The 19344-nt window shown below is 49.4% G+C and carries 22 protein-coding genes, 2 pseudogenes and 2 riboswitches; of the genes and pseudogenes, 9 read left to right on the plus strand and 15 right to left on the minus strand.

Annotation, left to right across the window (positions count from 1 at the left end; all coding sequences use genetic code 11):
* Nucleotides 1–8 precede the first annotated feature (8 nt).
* Complete coding sequence (locus tag GVY43_RS09670; RefSeq protein ID WP_159563033.1) at nucleotides 9–287, minus strand: hypothetical protein; 279 nt, start codon at nucleotides 285–287, stop codon at nucleotides 9–11.
* Nucleotides 288–455: 168 nt separating this feature from the next.
* On the opposite strand from GVY43_RS09670, the pseudogene GVY43_RS16045 reads away from it, so the two are divergent.
* A pseudogene (locus GVY43_RS16045) lies at nucleotides 456–681 on the plus strand (IS3 family transposase); the annotation flags it as partial.
* A 71-nt stretch (nucleotides 682–752) separates the two neighbouring features.
* Here GVY43_RS16045 and GVY43_RS09675 read toward each other — a convergent pair.
* Genes GVY43_RS09675 through GVY43_RS09685 form a run of 3 tightly spaced genes read right to left on the minus strand, consistent with a single transcriptional unit; the run spans nucleotide 753 to nucleotide 3347 of the window.
* The gene (locus GVY43_RS09675; RefSeq protein ID WP_159563034.1) at nucleotides 753–1817 is read right to left on the minus strand and encodes a low specificity L-threonine aldolase; all 1065 of its coding nucleotides are present in this window, start codon (nucleotides 1815–1817) and stop codon (nucleotides 753–755) included.
* A 55-nt stretch (nucleotides 1818–1872) separates the two neighbouring features.
* Nucleotides 1873–2853 carry a zinc-binding dehydrogenase gene (locus GVY43_RS09680; RefSeq protein WP_031422092.1) on the minus strand — a complete coding sequence of 327 codons (981 nt, stop codon included), beginning with the start codon at nucleotides 2851–2853 and terminating at the stop codon, nucleotides 1873–1875.
* A gap of 2 nt (nucleotides 2854–2855) precedes the next feature.
* Nucleotides 2856–3347, minus strand: a complete 492-nt coding sequence (locus GVY43_RS09685; protein WP_074035577.1) for a lactoylglutathione lyase family protein — start codon at nucleotides 3345–3347, stop codon at nucleotides 2856–2858.
* Between the two features lie 118 nt (nucleotides 3348–3465).
* Here GVY43_RS09685 and GVY43_RS09690 point away from each other — a divergent pair, with 118 nt between their 5' ends.
* On the plus strand, nucleotides 3466–3774 hold the full coding sequence (locus tag GVY43_RS09690) for a helix-turn-helix domain-containing protein (RefSeq protein WP_078147739.1): 309 nt from the start codon (nucleotides 3466–3468) through the stop codon (nucleotides 3772–3774).
* A gap of 28 nt (nucleotides 3775–3802) precedes the next feature.
* Here the strand turns inward: GVY43_RS09690 and GVY43_RS09695 are convergent, their stop codons facing one another.
* Nucleotides 3803–4183 carry a VOC family protein gene (locus GVY43_RS09695; RefSeq protein ID WP_159563035.1) on the minus strand — a complete coding sequence of 127 codons (381 nt, stop codon included), beginning with the start codon at nucleotides 4181–4183 and terminating at the stop codon, nucleotides 3803–3805.
* 75 nt (nucleotides 4184–4258) lie between these two features.
* Here GVY43_RS09695 and GVY43_RS09700 point away from each other — a divergent pair.
* Nucleotides 4259–4674: pseudogene (locus GVY43_RS09700) on the plus strand (GNAT family N-acetyltransferase).
* 14 nt (nucleotides 4675–4688) lie between these two features.
* On the opposite strand, the gene GVY43_RS09705 reads toward GVY43_RS09700, so the two are convergent.
* The 5 genes from GVY43_RS09705 to mtnK are packed head-to-tail and all read right to left on the minus strand — an operon-like array spanning nucleotide 4689 to nucleotide 10319.
* Nucleotides 4689–5690, minus strand: coding sequence for an ABC transporter permease (locus tag GVY43_RS09705; RefSeq protein WP_012727477.1), 1002 nt, complete (start codon nucleotides 5688–5690; stop codon nucleotides 4689–4691).
* A 1-nt stretch (nucleotide 5691) separates the two neighbouring features.
* Nucleotides 5692–7065 (minus strand): sugar ABC transporter ATP-binding protein, encoded by a 1374-nt coding sequence (locus GVY43_RS09710; protein WP_159563036.1) that lies wholly within the window; start codon nucleotides 7063–7065, stop codon nucleotides 5692–5694.
* Nucleotides 7065–8144, minus strand: a complete 1080-nt coding sequence (locus GVY43_RS09715) for a sugar ABC transporter substrate-binding protein (protein WP_159563037.1) — start codon at nucleotides 8142–8144, stop codon at nucleotides 7065–7067. The genes GVY43_RS09710 and GVY43_RS09715 overlap by 1 nt, the downstream gene beginning before the upstream one ends.
* On the minus strand, nucleotides 8137–9171 hold the full coding sequence (gene mtnA / locus GVY43_RS09720) for an S-methyl-5-thioribose-1-phosphate isomerase (protein ID WP_159563038.1): 1035 nt from the start codon (nucleotides 9169–9171) through the stop codon (nucleotides 8137–8139). Before mtnA ends, GVY43_RS09715 begins: the two co-directional genes overlap by 8 nt.
* Entirely contained in the window at nucleotides 9168–10319 is a 1152-nt protein-coding gene (gene mtnK / locus GVY43_RS09725) for an S-methyl-5-thioribose kinase (RefSeq protein ID WP_159563039.1), read from the minus strand. Before mtnK ends, mtnA begins: the two co-directional genes overlap by 4 nt.
* Nucleotides 10320–10401: 82 nt before the next feature.
* Nucleotides 10402–10504, minus strand: a riboswitch (SAM riboswitch).
* Nucleotides 10505–10709: 205 nt separating this feature from the next.
* A riboswitch (SAM riboswitch) is annotated at nucleotides 10710–10811 on the plus strand.
* Between the two features lie 72 nt (nucleotides 10812–10883).
* On the opposite strand from mtnK, the gene GVY43_RS09730 reads away from it, so the two are divergent.
* From GVY43_RS09730 to GVY43_RS09745, 4 genes are read left to right on the plus strand one after another with little or no spacing between them, the layout of a single operon-like run.
* Entirely contained in the window at nucleotides 10884–12038 is a 1155-nt protein-coding gene (locus GVY43_RS09730) for a 2,3-diketo-5-methylthiopentyl-1-phosphate enolase (protein WP_159563040.1), read from the plus strand.
* Nucleotides 12035–12685 carry a 2-hydroxy-3-keto-5-methylthiopentenyl-1-phosphate phosphatase gene (locus GVY43_RS09735; RefSeq protein ID WP_159563041.1) on the plus strand — a complete coding sequence of 217 codons (651 nt, stop codon included), beginning with the start codon at nucleotides 12035–12037 and terminating at the stop codon, nucleotides 12683–12685. Before GVY43_RS09730 ends, GVY43_RS09735 begins: the two co-directional genes overlap by 4 nt.
* Nucleotides 12682–13299: a methylthioribulose 1-phosphate dehydratase gene (locus tag GVY43_RS09740; protein ID WP_159563042.1), complete on the plus strand. Its 618-nt coding sequence runs from the start codon at nucleotides 12682–12684 to the stop codon at nucleotides 13297–13299. The genes GVY43_RS09735 and GVY43_RS09740 overlap by 4 nt, the downstream gene beginning before the upstream one ends.
* 13 nt (nucleotides 13300–13312) lie before the next feature.
* Complete coding sequence (locus tag GVY43_RS09745) at nucleotides 13313–13846, plus strand: cupin domain-containing protein (protein ID WP_159563043.1); 534 nt, start codon at nucleotides 13313–13315, stop codon at nucleotides 13844–13846.
* Nucleotides 13847–13882: 36 nt separating this feature from the next.
* Here GVY43_RS09745 and GVY43_RS09750 read toward each other — a convergent pair whose 3' ends face one another.
* A complete protein-coding gene (locus GVY43_RS09750; RefSeq protein ID WP_012727486.1) occupies nucleotides 13883–14713 on the minus strand; it encodes a TerC family protein in 831 nt (276 codons plus the stop codon).
* 254 nt (nucleotides 14714–14967) lie between these two features.
* Between GVY43_RS09750 and folE2 the strand changes: the two genes are divergently transcribed.
* Nucleotides 14968–15879, plus strand: a complete 912-nt coding sequence (gene folE2, locus GVY43_RS09755; RefSeq protein ID WP_012727487.1) for a GTP cyclohydrolase FolE2 — start codon at nucleotides 14968–14970, stop codon at nucleotides 15877–15879.
* Nucleotides 15880–15919: 40 nt separating this feature from the next.
* Here the strand turns inward: folE2 and GVY43_RS15975 are convergent, their stop codons facing one another.
* The 4 genes from GVY43_RS15975 to pta form a co-directional block, all read right to left on the minus strand.
* A complete protein-coding gene (locus tag GVY43_RS15975; protein ID WP_012727488.1) occupies nucleotides 15920–16084 on the minus strand; it encodes a hypothetical protein in 165 nt (54 codons plus the stop codon).
* Nucleotides 16084–16383, minus strand: a complete 300-nt coding sequence (locus tag GVY43_RS09760; protein ID WP_041917952.1) for a rhodanese-like domain-containing protein — start codon at nucleotides 16381–16383, stop codon at nucleotides 16084–16086. The genes GVY43_RS15975 and GVY43_RS09760 overlap by 1 nt, the downstream gene beginning before the upstream one ends.
* Before the next feature lie 38 nt (nucleotides 16384–16421).
* On the minus strand, nucleotides 16422–17141 hold the full coding sequence (locus tag GVY43_RS09765; protein WP_159563044.1) for a DUF2711 family protein: 720 nt from the start codon (nucleotides 17139–17141) through the stop codon (nucleotides 16422–16424).
* A 76-nt stretch (nucleotides 17142–17217) separates the two neighbouring features.
* Nucleotides 17218–18207, minus strand: a complete 990-nt coding sequence (gene pta, locus GVY43_RS09770) for a phosphate acetyltransferase (RefSeq protein ID WP_012727490.1) — start codon at nucleotides 18205–18207, stop codon at nucleotides 17218–17220.
* 338 nt (nucleotides 18208–18545) lie between these two features.
* On the opposite strand from pta, the gene hemQ reads away from it, so the two are divergent.
* On the plus strand, nucleotides 18546–19322 hold the full coding sequence (hemQ, locus tag GVY43_RS09775) for a hydrogen peroxide-dependent heme synthase (protein ID WP_074035549.1): 777 nt from the start codon (nucleotides 18546–18548) through the stop codon (nucleotides 19320–19322).
* The last annotated feature ends 22 nt before the right edge of the window (nucleotides 19323–19344 follow it).

Here is a 19344-nt window from a genome sequence, read left to right on the forward strand (position 1 = left end):
ACCTTCTATTAAGGTGTGTTGTTGAGTCTTTTTAAACTCTCCGCTACTACTTCGTCGAGTGATGTATGATTCGTTTGTACTTGTTTTGTAATATCTGTAATGATTTCTTCACGTTCGAGAGATATTGCTTTGATTTCGGAATCAGTAAACGTGACCTCTACATCAATAGTCTCATCTGAAATGTTTTTTGGAAGAATTTCATTGGCATACACATCGTTTGGAATTCCTAAACTTAGATTACTTACTAATAAAGCTATCGTTAAAAATAAAACCCCTTTTTTTAACATCCAAATACCTCCATCGTTATATTATTACAAAAAGTATAAAATGATGGATTATAAAAAACCTACCTATAACATTTTTTTGAAATAGTTAAATGTTAATCTTAAGGCTATTTTATTCTCTTCATCCTTCCAATACGCCGATCCTTCACGTTTTGCCCACTTATAAGTTTGGTGATTCATTCGGACCAAGGGTTCCACTACACCCATCCCGCCTATCACTCACGGGTTCGCGGGCTGGGATTGGCCCAGCCCATATCACGCCTTGGGACAAAGCGCCAATCGAGTCCTTCTTTGAAAACCTGAAAGACCATGTCAACTATTACAACAGCGAAAGCAAGCAATGGAATCTAAAAAGATGACCTCGGAACAATATCGGGGCCATCTGATCGCCGCATAGAATTCGAGACACTTTTTACTAAACTGTCCGTAAAACAGGGTTCAGTTCAATGTCCCTCTAAGTTTCCTCACTTATCTTGTATAGAATTGTTTGAAAAGATCATCGAGTTGATTGAGAGTCATCTCGCCATAAATATCCCCGATACTGATTTCTGTGGAACAGTACCCATCTTTTTCAACAAGATACCCCGTAATGCCTACTCCTGTTTCTTCTTGGATGCGCGCAATTTTCTCACCAAGCTCTTCCTTCTCCCATTGAAAATGAAGATGGAACATATTCGTGACGGGGATGCGTGGAGTCGTCCACACGCCATCGAGTTCATTGAAGCGCGCTGCCAAGCGGACGGCCTCGTTTCGATACTCGGCCATCTTGTCTTTTCGTAGCTCATAATAATAATCCGCGGACAGGATGTATGGATATAAGCTGATCAAGTCACCACCGTAGCGTCGCTTCCATACTTTCGACGTGTCACAAAATGCCTTCGGTCCAGCAAGGATGGCACCGGCAATGCCACCGATTCCTTTATAAAACGAGACGTATACGCTATCAAAGAGCGCACAAATCTCAGATGCCTCTTTTTCATAATACGGAAGCGATTCGAACAGTCGTGCACCATCCAGATGTAGATGAATCGCTTTCTCACGACAGTGTTCATGAATTGCCACAAGTTCCTCGAACGTCGGCAATTCCCCACCGATTTCTCGTTGTGGCAGTTCGAGCAACAGACACGCGATGTCCGGTAACGCTTGAATCTCTTCGAGCGTCATCAATCGGTTTTCGTCCCCCACTAAAATCGGTTCGATGTGATGCAACTCTTTTAAACCATCCTGCTCATGAATTTCAAGGTGGCACAGCGGGTGATATGCGACCTTTTTCTCCCCTGTCTCATCACACCAAATGCGTAGCGCAATCTGCTGTGCCATCGTACCGCTCGGAAAGAAAACTGCCGACTCTTTCCCAAGAACCTGTGCCATCTTCTCTTCGAACTGTCGAATCGTTTTCCCCTGTCCATACTGGTCACTCGGCTCATCTTCACGCACCTGTTCAAATACGCGTTTCAATACCCCGGCTTCCCGTTTGCCGTGACCGCTCAATTGAACGTTCGTCTGACGATACGTGTCTGCCAATCGCTCCATTCTTTCCCCTCCTCGACAAATAAGCTCCCTGTCAGTATAACAGGGAGTCCTCTCTTCAGTCGCGAATGCGGACGATGAGTTTACCGCGCACTTTTCGCGTTTGTAGTTTTTCGAGACCTTCTTTCAATTGGTCGAACGACAACACTTCTGTGACGAGATCGTTCAGTTCACCTGCATCGAGCAAGTTCATCATCTCTTCGGCCATATACGCCAAGTTGCGAATCGCATGTTCGTCCTCGCTCGCATGCGCCGCCCCGAGTGCTACTTCGTGAATCGAAGGAGATAACGTGAAGCCTTTCATGTTCGTCATGTCTGGTGGCCCGGCGATGTAGGCGAGGTGTCCGCTGAATGCGAGACGATCTAGGTCTGCTGTCGCAACGTCTCGTCCGACTGTATTCAAAATCAGGTCGACACCACGTCCATCTGTTTCTTCCATGATCCGTGCCGTCACGTCCTCGACGTTATAATCAATCACCACGTCCGCCCCGAGTGATTCTACCCACTCAACGTTCTCAGGAGATGCCGTCGTGAATACCTTCAGACCGAGCCGTTTTGCGAGCTGAATCGCAAATCCACCGACACCGCCCGCTCCTGCGTGTACGAGAATCGTCTCCTTATCTCGCGTGTTCAGCTTCTGCATGACCGCTTCATATGCTGTCATCCCCGCACACAGGATAGAAGCCGCCGCCTCATCGCTTACACCTTGCGGAACGACCGCACACGCCCGGGCATCGACGACCGTATACTCGGCGAATCCCCCATATTTCGAAAGATCCGTATGAACAGCCACACGCGAACCCGTAATGATGTTGGCGATACTCGAACCGACCTCAACGACTTCTCCGACGAGGTCGACACCGAGAATGTGTGGATATGACCAATTCGGGTTTCCGTTTGATCCGACTTTATAATCGACCGGATTCAAGGCGACCGCTTCGACACGAATCAACAGTTCTCCCGCTCCTGGTGTCGGTCGGTCGATTTCTCCAATATGCAGATGATCAAGACCAGGTTGATCGAGTAGCCATGCTTTCATGTTTAGTAAGCTCCTTCCGAATACGTGAGTTCGTATGAGTGTGAATAAATTTCAACGAGGTTGCCGAATGGATCTTCGCAGTACACCATGCGGTACGGTTTTTCACCTGGGTAGTATTCACGAATCGGCATCCGTTGTCTCCCGCCGTGAGCGACAATCTTCTCGACGAGCCCTTCGATGTCAGGGTCTTGTACACAGTAGTGGAAGATCCCTGTCTTCCAAAACTCGAAGTTGTCTTCTGGTGTTTCGTTGTTCGGGAATTCGAACAACTCAATCCCGATTCCGTCTCCCGTTGACATATGAGCGATTCGGAATTTGCCCCAGCCCGGTCCGAAGACGTCGGTACACATCACACCGATTGGCGAATCATCCTCGACGACGTCTGATGGTGTCATAATCGTATACCACCCCATCACGTCCTCATAAAATTTTACGGCCTCAGCGACGCTCGGTACAGAAAGACCGATGTGTGAAAACGTTCTTGGATATGTCATGTTTCATCTACTCCTTTTTGTTTGCTCAATTTAGCGGATAACGATAAGATACTGTCATTGAAGCAAGAAAAAAAGTACGCACATTGAAGTAACTACCCGAAAGTGAGGTTCCTTGAACATGACCACATCGTTCCCCGTCAACCGCGCACTTGAGATTATCGGCGGCAAATGGCGCCCCCAAGTGTACTGCACGCTTCAAGATGGACCGCTTCGTTTTTCTGATATTCAACGAGCGATTCCGGACGTCAGCCGAAAAGTGTTGACCGACCAATTGCGCGAGCTCGAGCAGCTCGGCATGGTTCGCCGTGTCGACTACTCGACCGAGAAGCACCTGCACGTCGAATATTCATTGACCGAAGACGCCCTCGGACTGCAACCCGCTATGAATGCCCTTTGTTCATGGGGAGAGTGCCACGACAAAAAATAATCCCGAGCCACATGGCCCGGGATTATTTTTATGAGGCGAACAGACTAATCAAATTCCCATCCGCATCGTACAGGATGGCGTAACGTTGACCCCAGAACGCATCCCACGGTGCTTTGTGTGACGCATAACCTTGTTCAAGGACTGAATCATACAAAGTATTCAGCGACTCTCGACTTTCACATAAGAAGGCAAGCTCAATCCGATGTCCTTCTGCCTGTTTCCATTCCCCGTACACCGATTCGGCCACTTCCACCGTATCGAACGCGAGACGCACGCCCCCCTCATCGATTTCCACATGCGCTTCTCCATTCATCGCTTCCGGAATCTCAAACCCGAGCGCACGATAAAAATCGAGTGAGCGCTTCATATCCTTCACGACGATGCCGATCATATCCAACTTGACTGCCATCTTGTCCCCTCCCTTTATTTTCATGATACGATTTGAGTGTAGCACGACCACTTCCATCAGAGACGAGGAATTTCAATGAATTATACGTTTCAACCACTCACCCAAGAGCAAGCCGAACGTATCGCCTTTGAGTGGCGCTATGAAGGCGACTACGCGTTTTACAATATGGACGCCGACGAGGAAGACCTCGCCTCATTTTTAGATGCAGATGAACGGGGCGACACGACGTTCGCCGTCCTTGAAACGAATGAGATGATCGGCTTTGTCACGTTACAATTCGAATCACCAGGAACTGTTACCATCGGTCTTGGCATGCGACATATGGGACTTGCAATGTGTGTCTTACTGTCGCCACGTTCAACAAGCGAGCGATCCGTTTATATGAATCGCTCGGTTTCACCTCACAGGAAATATTTATGCAGGAGACGAACGGTGGAGTGTATCCTTTTCTTTCGATGACACATGAACACAGCAAAACCCCGAACAACTGATGTCCGGGGTTTCGTTATGTCCGCTGCTTCTTTTGAATATATGAGAGACCGAGCGCTCCGATGAGAATCGTCCCTTTGACGATGTCTTGCGCATAATACGGGACATCCCACATCGTCAGTCCGTTTAGAAGAATCCCAATCAAAATAGCTCCAATCAATGTTCCGATGACGTTCGGACGCCCTGTTCCGAAGACAGCATAACCAATGTAAGCAGCCGCGACGGCATCCATCAAGAGGGGTGCCCCAGCCGAGACCTGACCAGTCCCAATCCGAGATGCAAGAATGATCCCACCGATGGCCGCAAACAACCCACTGAGCACGTAGGCATAAAGTTTAATGCGATTCACGGCAATCCCAGAACGACGGGCCGCTTCGGCGTTCGATCCGACGTAATAAAACTCACGCCCAGTCCGCGTATAAGTCAAGAACAGATGCGCTCCGATAAAGAATACCAGCATGAGTAGGGCGACGAACGGAATCGGACCGATTGTCCCTTGACCGATGAATAGAAACGACGGGATGAAACGTCCTGGCGCCGTCCCCCCTTCAATCGGCATGTTGTCATAAATCGAGAATCCTTTCGTATACGTCAATTGAATCCCGTTAATGACGTACATGATGGCGAGTGTCGCTAGTAAATCCGGCAACCGAAACTTGATTGTGACGAGCGCATTTAACAGCCCGACGAGAATCCCGAGTGCAAGTGGGATCAGCAGAGCGACGAGTAGTTCTTGCCGATGAAGGACGAGGCTTGCTGCCGCCCCGATTGTCGCAAGACTCGCCGTCGATCCGACTGATAAGTCAAATCCTCCTACGATGAGCGAGAATGTGACGCCAAGGGCAAGTAACGACACGATTGAAACCGATTTGATGATGTCACTAAAATTTGCATACGTCAGAAATTGATCGTTCGTCACGGTAAAGACCGCAATCAAACCAAGGATTGCGAGTAACGTCCCATACTGACCGATATGACCGCTGATTCGTTTTCGTTCCTTGACCACCAATTGTGCCATCTTACACGCCTCCTTTCTCTACAATTTGTCCACGGTCGAGCCAAACGATTCGATTGGCGACCCGTTCGAGTTCATGTCGCTCACTTGACGTGAACAATACGGTCTTCCCTTGTTTCGCGAGTGCAATGACGCGTTCATACACGTCTTGTTTCGCTGCGATATCGATTCCTTTTGTCGGTTCGTCGAGCAGATAGATGTCTCGGTCATCGAGCAACCATTTGCTGAAGACGACCTTCTGCTGATTTCCGCCACTCAGCTCACTTACCGGTTGTTTCACGTTCGCATAGCGGACACGAAGCGATTTCAATACGTCCGAGACATCATCGGTCTTTCCTGCGACAGCAATCACGTTCCGTTCAATCGTCTCGTCTAAAAATAATCCATGACGACGTCTCTCCTCTGGAACGAGTGCAAATCCTAAACGTACGGCGTCTGCCGGTTCTTTGATCACGTGCTCTTTCCCCTCGATTGTGATGGATTGACGAATCCCAGAAAGACCGAACAATGCTTCCATCAGTTCCGTCTTCCCACTTCCCGTCAATCCACCAATCCCGAGCACTTCCCCGCGATACGCTTCAATCGAAATGTCAGATTGGAAGAGTGGAAGGGGCAACTGCGCAGACAAGAAAATCTCATTTTCAGGCACTGCCTTTTCTAACACTGCATCAAATGTCGTCCCACTCAAAAATGTCTGCACCGCTTCCGAGGAGAGCGATTGGTACGGTCCATCGTACACAACACGTCCGTCTCGAAGAAACGTAGAGGTCGACGTGACCCGTGTGAGCTCGTTTGAACGATGCGTGACCAATACAATTCCGACTCCTTCTGTCGCAAGCTTCTGTAACAATTCCAGTAAGGCGTCGGCCTCCGTTTCCGATAAGGCAGCGGTCGGTTCGTCGAGGAGTAAATACTTGGCATCGCTCTCGAGTGCTCGGGCGATGAGAAGGCGCTGCTTCACGCTGAGCGGGTATTGACCGGCTGGAATCGTTGGATCGACCTCTAAACCGACTCGGGACAACACGCGTTGCGCTCGCTCTTTCAAACGTTGCGGGCGAATCCATTTCACCGTCTGCCATGGAAGGACATTCTCATACACAGGCAAGTCCAAATAGAGCGCATCATCGACTTCTTGCGATACCGTGATGATGCCATGACGAATCGCTTCCGCTGGTGTGAGCCAGATTGGTTTTCCATCAATGGACAATTCGCCGGACGTCGGTTCGACCGTTCCGTTTAGCAGTTTGATGAGGGTACTCTTACCGGCCCCGTTCAGACCGAGGAGACCATGAATGTCTCCAGGCTTCAAACTGAATGACAGTTGATCAAGCACCGTGACGTCACCGTACTGTTTCGTGATTCGTTCCAAGTGAATCATCAGTCCGTCTCCTTCATCCAATCCGACCATGCCGCATTTGATTCGCCCCAACCCGGAACGTACTGTCCAAGGTCATCCATCGTGACAGCCTCGTCCGGCAAGACATCACGATCCACTAGATATGGGTCGACCGAATGAATTGAAGGCGTTTCGTCCCCGACTACTTTTTGATAAGCGTAACGGACTTGAATGCGACCGATTTCGGCTGGATCTGTGGCAGCTGTCACTTTCCACGGACTTCCCTCTTCTTGCATAAGTTGTAAATCTTCGTCACTCAAATCAATTCCATAGACGGCAATCTCGTCACGTCCTGCCTGTTTGATGGCACGGCTCGCCCCTTTTGCGAACTCATCCCACATCGCAAACACCGCATCAATTTCGCCTTCCGGGTACTTCTTCAAAATCGCCTCCATCTGGCTTTGCGTATCGAGCGCCGTGTTGTTCGTCGCCGAACCGAACTTTGCGACTTCCTGGATGCCGGGATAGCGTTTTAAGAACGCGTCATAAATCGTATGTCGACGTTCCATCGGGGTGAATCCACCGACCCAAATCGTGACGATGTTCCCTTCCCCGTCCAAATCTTCCGCGAGTGCTTTTAGCGAGCGCCATGCTAGTGAATAATCATCTTGGTCGATGACCGTCACGCCTTCGTTCGTCAAATCGTTATCGAATGCAACGACTTTGATGCCTTTGTCGAGCGCCCGTTGAACCGGTTCTTTCAAGGCATCGGCACGTCCGTGGTCAATCAAGATCACATCGACTCCTTGCGTCGTCGCCGTATCGACATAACTCGCCATTTTCGACAAATCATTTTCGGCATTATACACTTTCACGTTGCCACCGAACGCTTCGACTTGCTCGGTCACCCCTTCGATATACTGCGAAGAGAACGTCCCGATCGACATCTGCATAACGAGGGCGACTTCTAGATTTTTCGGAAGCGTCTCATTTGAGACGTTGACGGTTTTCGCTTCCGTTTTACTTGTTGTCGTAGTCGTTTTCGGTTGAGCCTGTTCGTTCGTGCATCCGGCAAGTGCCAGGATGACGGTCAACAGGAAGAAGATGATTTTTTTAGACATATGTGTTTCCTCCTACATGTTCTACAATGACCGACTCAGTCGGTTCGAGCACACCTGTCTCTGTAATTAGACCGGTAATCAGTTCGGGTGGTGTCACATCAAACGCCGGATTGAAGACGGTGATGCCGACGAGTGCCGTCGGATGTCCCCCGATATGGGTCACTTCATGCGCGTCCCGTTCTTCGATTTGAATCGTGTCATCTGCCTCTAAATCGAATGTCGAATGCGGAGCAGCCACATAGAATGGGATGCCGTAATGCTTCGCCAAAATCGCAAGCTGAAGTGTTCCGATTTTATTCGCTGTATGACCGGTACGGGTGATGCGGTCCGCCCCGACGATGATAGCATCGATTTGTTTCGTCTGGATGGTCCAGGCCGCCATGTTATCTGTAATCAGTGTGACATCGATATCTGCCCGGTCGAGCTCCCATACGGTCAGTCGTGCTCCTTGAAGCAGCGGTCGCGTTTCGGACGCGAACACCCGAAACGGGATGCCACGCTCTTTCCCGACATAGAACGGCGCGAGCGCGGTACCGTATCGTGACGTCGCGATGGCACCGGCGTTACAAATCGTCAATACGTTGCCACCAGCGGGTAACACGGTGAGCGCATGTTCCCCAATCGTGCGATACGTAGCCACGTCTTGTTCAAAGATTTCAATCGCACGCTGCTTGATTGCTTTTGCAATCTGTTCAAAGTCCTCCCCCACATTCAATCGAAGGAGTGATTCGATGACATGCTGTAAGTTGACCGCGGTCGGTCTTGTCGCAATCAACCGTTGACCGACTTGATTCAATTGGAGATGAAAATATGGATTGTCTTGCAGACGTGACGCTTCTTTCGCAAGGACAAACGCTCCGAAATAAGCGATGGCCGGTGCACCGCGAACTTGAAGCGACTTGATTGCCTTCTCGGCCTGTTCGAGCGTCAACACTTCGACATAGCGCTCTTCTTGCGGCAACAGCGTCTGATCTAAAATCGTCAACACTTCCGTGTCGGCATCGAAATGAATACTTTGCACACTCATACGCGCACCTCCGACAAGACTGGAATCAATTGATCGATGGATTGAATTTGATGGCGCTGTTTGATGAGACGCGTACCGAGCTCTAAGGCGTGGCGTTTCCGTTCGATGCGAAGGTCGTCTGGTAATGTCTCTAAGTCGGCGACTCCAGCCAGACCGACAGTCCGCCGAATCAATTCGCAGCCTGCGTAGCCGATGGCGTCACTCAAAATGGATGGCAACAGTTCGTCCACGAATCCTACTGTGTTGAACGGCTCTGCGGCCTGTGTAAAGCGGGTACGGAACGTTTTCTCGAACGTCTCCCAGACGGTGAGTACTTCGGTGAAGCGTTCGAATCGTTTCAACGGATGCGCATACGTTGAGAACACCAGATGAGCAATGATTTGACCAATGTCAAAGCCGAACGGACCGTAAAACGCAAATTCGGGATCGATGATTTTTGTTTCTTGACGGGTCGCAAAAATGCTTCCTGTATGTAAATCCCCGTGCAGTAGCGCTTCGTGCTTCGTCACGAACCCAACCTTCAATTTGGTCACTTCAATTTTCAAAGCGAGGTCTGACCAGAGTTGCTCCACATCCGGACGAAGGACTGGCTCGATTTGATTCGATTCTGCGTCGCGATACGGGTCGGTGAAGATCAGTTTCTCCGTGATATCGCATAGTTCTGGATTGTAATACTCTTTTTCGATTTGTTTCTTCACGAGTGGTCCGTTCGCGTAGTCAGACGTCGCAAACAACGTTTCCCCGAGGAACGTACCGACGTGGCGGGCTAAGTTCGGGTAGCTCTCTCCTTTTAGGAAGCCGGTGCGGACGATTTCGAACGATGATAAATCTTCTAAAATCGTATAGGCGAGTTCACGGTCACTCCCGAGGACACTCGGGACGAACTGAGGCACGACTTTTGAAAATTCACGAAGAGCCAGCTGTTCAATCCAAGACCGATCAAGCGTGAGCGGCCAGCTCTCCCCCACGACTTTTGCATACGGTAACGCTTGTTTCACAATCAATGACGTCTCTCCTTGACGAATGCGAAAGACGAGATTTAAATTTCCATCCCCGATCTCCTCGCATTCTGCAATCCCCTCTTCTAGTAACCCTAACTGTCGAACGTGGTCGACGACACTCTGTTCTGTAAACGCCTCATAAGCCATGATGGTTTTCCCCTTTCTTGGATCTATGCATGAAAAAAGCCCCTTTCTCCGCGAGAAAGAGGCACACCCAAATTGGTTGTTCCTCTCATCTTTCAGACATGTGTCTGGTGGATGTAGCACCGTGCCAAATGGTCGGTTGCTGCGGCGTCTTAGGGCCAATTCCCTCTGCCAACTCGCGATAAGAGTAAATGATGTAATTGTGTTTGACGTGTTGAGACGAATATTACGGACTAGGCATGCTAGTTGTCAATCCTCTATTTTCAGTCGCCCACTTATTTTCGACACGCATATATAGAAACATTATTTTTAAACTTTTTTTCTCAAAAAAAGGAATTGACGAGTGAGCGATTCTATGTAAAAATTCAATTAAATTTCACAACTTCACAACTATTCTTATCAAGAGCAGACGGAGGGACAAGCCCGATGATGTCGCAGCAACCGACCAGAAATGGCACGGTGCTAATTCTTGCAGCTAACGCTGAGAGATAAGAGTTCATTGTTTTTTTGAATGACCTCTTGCCTTGGCATGAGGTCATTTTTTGTTTGACCTGAAAGGAGGAACTTATGGGAATCATCGCTACTTATGAAATCAAACATACCGATCACGTCGAGCGTGTAGCTGAGAAAATCGCACATGAGCTGACCGTCGGGACATGGACCGAGTTGAACCATCTCGAACAATATCAACTGCAAGCGTTCCGAGGTGAGGTCATCGCCACGTCCCAACAAGAAACGACAAGTCGCTTCTCGATTCGCTACCCGCTACATAACGTGACACCGGACTTTTCGTCCATTCTGACGACGACATTCGGTAAGCTCTCCCTCGACCCAGGCGTTCAACTTGTCGACCTCTCGCTTCCAGAGGAACTCGCACCGGACTTTCCGGGTGCCGCATTCGGAGTTGAAGGGGTCCGGGACATCCTTCGTGTACACGACCGCCCGCTCGCGATGAGCATCTTCAAAGGCGTCATCGGACGAGACCTTGATTTTTTGGCGACACAACTCCGGGACCAGTTCGCAGGCGGCATCGACCTCGTCAAAGACGATGAAATTCTATATGACAATCCGCTCACCCCGTCGCTCGAACGGGCACGGATCGGGGCATCGGTCATCCGGGAGCATAAAGAAACGACCGGTCGCTCCGTTCTATACGCCGTCACGTTGAGCGGACCCGTTTTCACCTTACTCGACCAGGCGAAGCGATTGATGGAGGCAGGCGCGACCGCACTCTTATTCAACGTATATACGTATGGGCTCGACGCATTGCGCGAGCTCGCTAAAGATCCTGAGATTCATGTCCCGATTTTGGCACATCCCGCTTTTGCCGGAGCGTTGACCGGATCGGTTCGTCATTCCCTACTGTTCGGGAAACTGATTCGCTTGGCCGGGGCAGACTTGACACTCTTCCCGTCGCCATACGGTTCACTGTCGACACCGAAAGACGAGGCACAACAGATTCAGACGTACGCGACAGAACCTCATTGGACGAAACCGATTCTGACGGTCCCGTCTGCCGGTATCCATCCTGGACTCGTACCAGATTTGATTCGTGACTTCGGATCAGATGTCGTCATCAATGCGGGTGGTGGGATTCACGGACATCCAGACGGTGCGGCTGACGGAGCGAGAGCGTTCCGCCAAGCGATCGATCAAGCAATTGGTAAGACGAGCGAGACCGATGCGTTATCGACTGCTTTAGATGCGTGGGGTGCACGATGAGTACGCACGTCATCTGTGATTTCGACGGGACCATCACGGAAGAAGATAACATCATCGCATTGATGCGACGCTTCGCCCCACCTGAATGGGTCGAACTTAAAGATAGTGTGTTGAACCAAACGCTCTCCATTCGCGAAGGCGTCGGTCAGATGTTCAGCTTGCTCCCGAGTGAACAGGAATTGAAGTACCGTGAATTTCTTCAGTCGACCATAACGTTTCGACCAGGGTTTATCGAGTTTTTACAGGAGACACAGTCATGCGGCTTTCGATTTGATGTCGTCAGTGGCGGAATGGACTTTTTCGTCCATCCGATTCTAGAAGGTTACGTCGAACCGGAACACATCTACTGCAATCATGTTGATTTCTCTGGAGAGACGGCACACGTCACCTGGCCTCATACATGCGATGTCCATTGTTCGAACGATTGTGGATGCTGCAAGCCGACGATTGCCCGACAGATTGTCTCACCTACCGACACGTTGATTGTCATCGGGGACTCCGTCACCGACTTTGAAATCGCCAAACGTGCCGACGTCGTGTATGCACGGGGGCAATTGATTTCGCTATGTGAGGCGGAAGGAATTCGGCATATTCCGTTCGAGACATTCTACGATATTTCAGCTCATATGAAAGGAGTGAACGTATGACTGTGCAAGAACGGTGGGGAGAACTTGCCGACATTAAAGACGAGCTCGCCGCACGAGACTGGTTCCCCGGAACGAGCGGGAACCTGGCGATCCGCGTATCAGATGACCCATTGACATTCCTTGTGACGGCAAGCGGTCGTGATAAACGAAAGCGCACCGATGAAGATTTCGTCCTCGTTGATGCGACCGGTCAATTGATTGGAGAGCAGACAGGCAAACCGTCGGCTGAGACGTTGTTACATGTCGATATCTTCAACAATACGAACGCAACATGTTCGCTTCACGTGCATACGGTCGACAATAACGTCATCTCGGAACTGTATGCTGCAAAAGGTCATGTTACGTTCACAGGTCAAGAAATCATCAAAGCGCTCGGTTATTGGGAAGAGACGGCCAGTGTCCGGATCCCCATTATCGAGAACCACGCGGATATCCCGACGCTCGCTCGCGCTTTCGCCACACACGTCACAAGCGATGCAGGTGCCGTCCTCATTCGGAACCACGGAATCACCGTTTGGGGCGAGACGCCAGCTGCGGCAAAACGTTATTTAGAAGCATATGAATTTTTGTTCAGCTATTCATTAAAATTACGCGCCTTAGGCGTCCATTCATAAGGAGGAATTCAACATGGCAACGATTTATTTCCAACAAACAGAAGAACGCGTCAGCGAACAACAAGAGGTACGTGCCTTTTTAGAATCACGAGACATCCTTTACGAAGCATGGGACATCGCGAAGTTACCGGCTTCTCTTCAGGAAAATTACCAACTGACAGACGAAGACAAAGAAGCCATCTTGGCGACGTTCCGTGAGGAGATTCAAGATGTATCCGCACGACGTGGCTACAAGACGGCTGACGTCATCTCGCTATCCGATGCGACACCGAATTTAGATGAACTGCTCGTCAACTTCCAAAAAGAGCATCATCATACAGATGACGAGGTTCGTTTCATCGTCAGTGGTCACGGCATCTTTGCGATTGACGATGCAGAACGCGGATACTTCAATATCGAGCTCAATCCAGGTGATCTCATCTCCGTGCCGGTCAACACACGTCATTACTTCACGTTACAAGAAGACCGCCAAGTCGTCGCCGTTCGTATTTTCGTGACGACTGAAGGCTGGGTACCGATTTACGACAAAGAGAATGTAACTGCATAAGAAAAGGTCTCTCGCTTAAAAACGAGAGACCACTTTTTATTGTTTGACCGCTGTCGGTTTCGATGAGAACCAGCCCCATGTCGCAATCCCGACCATGACCGACCAGAAGAAAATCGTCCAAGCTGTCGAGTGGACGAACCCGTCTGGGAGTCCCATGAATTCGAACGGTGTTCCGGCAATCAATTCCTTGAAACCAGGGTGTTCAAGTACGAGCACCGTCAACTTGACCCCGACCCAACCGACGATGATGAAAGCTGCCGTTTCAAGTGTCGGACGCTGATGAAGCAACTTGACGAAAATCCGAGCTGCGAATCGCATCAAGACGACCCCGATGAGTCCACCCGTCAAGACGACGAAGAACTGACCCGAGTCAATCCCACCGATTTCACCTAGACCGAGTGGTGGCAAGCTGACCGCAAGCGCGACCGCTGCCAAGATTGAGTCGACGGCAAAAGCGATGTCCGCAAACTCGACTTTTGCGACAGTGAGCCAAAATTCTTTTTTCGATACCGGCTTCTCCGTGACAGCCGTCTCTTCCTTCGCCTCGGCCGCCAAATCTTGCTTCGGCTCCATCTTTCTCGCCTTATAGGTCATATACAGGTGTCGCGCACTCATCCCGATTAAGTAAAGCGCACCGAGTGCCTGAACTTGCCATACGTTGATCAAGAACGAGATCAAGAACAATGCGATAAATCGGAAAACAAATGCCCCGAGGAGTCCATAAAATAATGCCTTCTTCTGCTCTGTACGCGGCAAGTGCTTGACCATAACGGCCAAGACGAGCGCGTTGTCTGCAGATAACAAGCCTTCCAAACCGACGAGTACGACGACGATCCAGGCATACTGCAGGACTAACTGCCAATCCATAAAAACATCTCCTTTTTTCTTTCAATTCCTTCATATTTAATAGTGATCTATTTTTTAAGTTCACAGGACCATTTTATTCCCGTTCACAAAGTAAATCAATCCTCTTTCTTCAATATCTGAAGGATTTTTTTCCGATTGCATATTCAAAACATGTTATGAGAGCAAAATCATACCCGTTCAGCCATCATTTCGTGATAAAATCCTAACAAGAACGAGTGGTGCTTTAAACCGCTCGAAAAAAGGAGAATCCGATTATGTCTACAAGCCATGTCGCTTTACCTACTAAAGCAGAACGACATAAATTGTTCGGGTCGGTCCCACCGATTAAAGGAACAAAGCCGACCGAAAAAGAACAAATGGTCGATTTACAAAATACACCGAAAAACTTCTTGTTCGCCCTCGACAGTGTCGGCATCTCAAACGTGAAGCACCCCGTGAACGTCGAGACGCCAGAAGGGGTCCAGTCAACGGTCGCCACATTTGAATTAACGACATCGCTCGTACAAGACCGTAAAGGGATCAACATGTCTCGTTTGACAGAGCAGCTCGACGCGTACCATCAACAAGGGTGGACGGTATCAAACCGTTCGTTAATCGAGTTCGCGCAAGAGCTCGCCGAGCGTATGGAACAAACAGAAGGCCAATTGACAATCCGTTACCCATGGTTCTTCACGCGTAAAGCACCTGCGACAGGTCTTAGCGGTTTGATGAACGCGGACGTCATGCACCGTGTGACATATAACCTCGAAACGGGTGTTGCAAACGTGACAGTCGGTCTCGTCATCAACGTCACGACGCTTTGCCCATGCTCAAAAGAAATCAGTGAATACAGTGCCCATAACCAACGTGGGTACATCACGATCGAAGCCGGTCTTGATGAGACATCGATGGACGGATTCGACTGGCGTGCAGCACTTCTCGATGCAGCAGAGTCAAACGCCTCAGCACCACTCCACCCGGTCCTTAAACGTCCGGATGAAAAACGTGCGACTGAAATCGCGTACGAAAACCCACGTTTCGTCGAGGATATGGTCCGCTTGATCGCGGCTGACTTGTACGAGATGAAACAAGTTGTGAACTTCTTCGTCGAATGCCGTAACGAAGAGTCGATTCACCAACATGACGCGATTGCATCAATCACATTTGATAAACGCCAAGACGCATAAAAAATGCGGAACCTTTTTTATAAAAGAGGTTCCGCATTTTTTATAGACTTGTCACGAGTTCAATCGTCAATAGGATGATGATGAGCATCACCCACACTGCCCAGACGAGTCGCCACTTCTCCCAGTCAAATCGCTTCATCACCGCATAGACCGTCAGATAAAGTGCGATGAGAAGGGGTACGACGACCCAAGGATTCTCTAGCATCACGCCTCGATGTCGCCGTCCCAAGCGAGCATTCCGCCGTCGACATTGACGACTTTGTAGCCTTGCGACTCTAAGTAATCACACGCCGTTTGACTCCGTCCACCTGAACGACAAATCACGTGATAGACATTGTCTTGTGCCAACTTTTCTGTCACTTGTGGGAATTCTGATAATGGATAGAGTGGTACGTTCGGGATATGCCCTGCCTCATATTCATCTTGTTCGCGTACATCGATGATATGGAGAGATTCCCCGTTCTCTAACTTTTCTCTTAATTCTGTTGCATGAATGCTTTGCATACATAGTTCCCCTTTCAATCATGGATTTCTCTTTTAGTTTACCTCAGCTTATGCTCCGACAAACTCCAGTTGATCATCGTCTCAGCATCACAATAGAACCCCTCGAGCTCACATTGTTTGACGACCTGTTCGATAAAGGCGCGACTGCCACAACACAACGTGAAATGGCTATCCCAAGGCGATACGATGAGCCATTCGTGTTGATAACCGAAAAACGTCCGATGTTGCATGCCCCACGTATCAGCGGCTAGCGTCTCACTGAGATGGATGAGATGCCGTTCCGTACAAAATTCGTCTCCGGTCCAGATCCAGCCTTCTCCCATCTCCAAAAGTACACGCAACACTTGATTCTTTAGCAGATCCGACAGTTCCCCTTCACCTGGTGGGAGCACATTCTCACGTTCGCAATATTCAATGATTCGATTCGCCCCTTCTCGATCTTCGGCGTGTAGTTTCAGCGCCCCAATCATCGTTCGGAGCGCGTGGTCGATACGGCTCACGTCACGAAAACCTAGTCTTCGCCTCATCTCTTCCCATGTAACGGACCGAAATTGCTGTTCGACCTCGTTATTATCCAGATCGGTATAACGATCAATCATGGTGGGGTGACCTATTGGAGCAAGGAATGGATGAAACACGATGAAGACCGTTTCAAATACCCCTTCATAATACGTCTTAATCGAATCATCATCCCCGCCACCAAACATAGCGTAACGATGTCCTTCAGGTAATAAAACACTCTCATCTAGTTCGTCCATTTCATCACTCCTTTCTTGAATAGTTTATAACGAGCCATCAAAAAAAGCATCCTTCTATAAGAAGAATGCTCCGGACTCACGCTTCGTTGCGCTCGTCGATTGCTTGCGCCGCTGTGATGAGCGTCAATTTGTAGACGTCCTCTTCGTTACAACCGCGTGATAAGTCGTTCACTGGTTTGTTGAGACCTTGAAGGATCGGACCGATCGCTTCAAATCCACCGAAACGTTGAACCATCTTGTAGCCAATGTTACCGGCTTCAAGACTTGGGAAGACGAATACGTTCGCCTTACCAGCAACGTCAGAACCCGGTGCTTTCTTCGCCGCTACGCTAGGGACGAATGCCGCATCGAATTGAAGTTCTCCGTCGATTGGAAGGTTCGGTGATTTTTCTTTTGCCAGGCGTGTCGCTTCCACGACTTTCTCTGTTTCAGGTGACTTCGCAGAACCTTTCGTCGAGAAGCTAAGAAGCGCGACTTGTGGGTCGATACCGAACGTCTTCGCTGTCGCTGCCGACAAGAACGCGTTCTCTGCTAAATCTGCCGCGTCCGGTGCGATGTTGATCGCACAGTCCGAGAAGACGTATTGCTCGTCGTCACGTACCATGATGAACACACCTGACGTCTTTTTGATGCCTGGTTGCATTTTAATGATTTGTAGTGCCGGACGTACCGTATCAGCCGTCGCGTGCATCGCGCCTGAGACAAGACCTTCTGCTTTGCCTGTGTGAACGAGCATTGTTCCGAAGTAGTTCACGTCTGATGTAAGGAGTTCGCGCGCTTGTTCAGCCGTTGCTTTTCCTTTACGACGCTCGACGAATGATTCGACGAGGACGTCGATGTCTTCGTATGTCGCTGGGTCATATTGTGTCAAACCTGAGATGTCGAAACCGTGTTTCGCCGCAACCGCTTCGAGATCTGCTTTCGCACCGACGACGATTGGTTCTACCATACCGTCTGCTTTCAATCGAACAGCGGCTCCAAGAACACGCTCATCGATACCTTCCGGGAAGACGATGGTCGGACGAACCGGGCTAACTTTTTGCTTCAACGTTTCAAATAATTTCATAACGAATGAACCCCTTTTCTCAATTTACAGCATGACTGCTAATGGTTTTGCCGTTGACTTGTGTCTTTACGCGATTTCAATTATACACAGTACCCTTTTCAAAATAAACTATTCTGCCCATTTCGCCATAAATCGCTTAGAATCAATCATTATATGAATAGAACAGTTTTGACAAACCGACTGATACAGCCATTTTTGTAGCCGTTTTCATGTTTCTGTCCTCTGTTCTTTACCCGCCATGAATCGTGATAACCCTCACAGTGCCTCAAAGTTGCCAGTCAGTGAAGCGTGTATGGTAAAATAGACGGCGAAGCCAAGTCCCGAAAGGAGATTTTTTTATGTCAGAACGTCCAGTACCTACAACAGATACACAACATGCCGCCGCCACATTAGACGGATGGTATACACTTCATGATTTCCGCACGATTGATTGGGCTCGTTTGAAACTCGTCGATGCTGAAAAGCGTCAACAGATGATTGATGAGTTCACAGCGTTCCTCGCTTCTCTCGAAGAAGTTGAAGCAAAAGGCGAAGGAAGCCACGCCTTTTACTCGATTCTCGGTCAGAAGGCAGACCTCGTCTTGATGGTGCTTCGTCCGACATTCAACGAACTTGAAGATGTCGAGCGCGCCTTCCGCAAAACGGCGCTATACGATTATATGATTCCGTCGTATTCATACGTGTCGGTCATCGAGCTCGGGATGTATCGCGGATCTGGAGACGGGGACCCGTATCAAAATCCTCATATCCGCTCACGCCTCTATCCGACACTTCCAAAAGCCGCACACATCTGTTTCTATCCGATGAGTAAAGCTCGTCGCGACGGCGACAACTGGTACATGTTGTCGATGGATGAGCGCAAAGACCTCATGTATCGTCACAGCATGATTGGCCGTAGCTACGCCGGTAAGATTCAACAGTTCATCGGTGGGTCGACTGGATTCGACGCATGGGAGTGGGGCGTCACGCTCTTCGCTGAAGATTCACTTCAGTTTAAGAAAATCGTTTACGAGATGCGTTTCGACGAAGTAAGTGCGAAGTATGGAGAGTTCGGCGACTTCTACGTTGGGAACATCTTACCAAAAGAAAATTTGAGCACATTCTTTAGCGTGTAAAAGGTTTACGCGTATAACACCT

Source organism: Exiguobacterium sp. 8H (genome assembly GCF_902506255.1).
GTDB classification, from domain to species: Bacteria; Bacillota; Bacilli; order Exiguobacteriales; family Exiguobacteriaceae; genus Exiguobacterium; species Exiguobacterium profundum.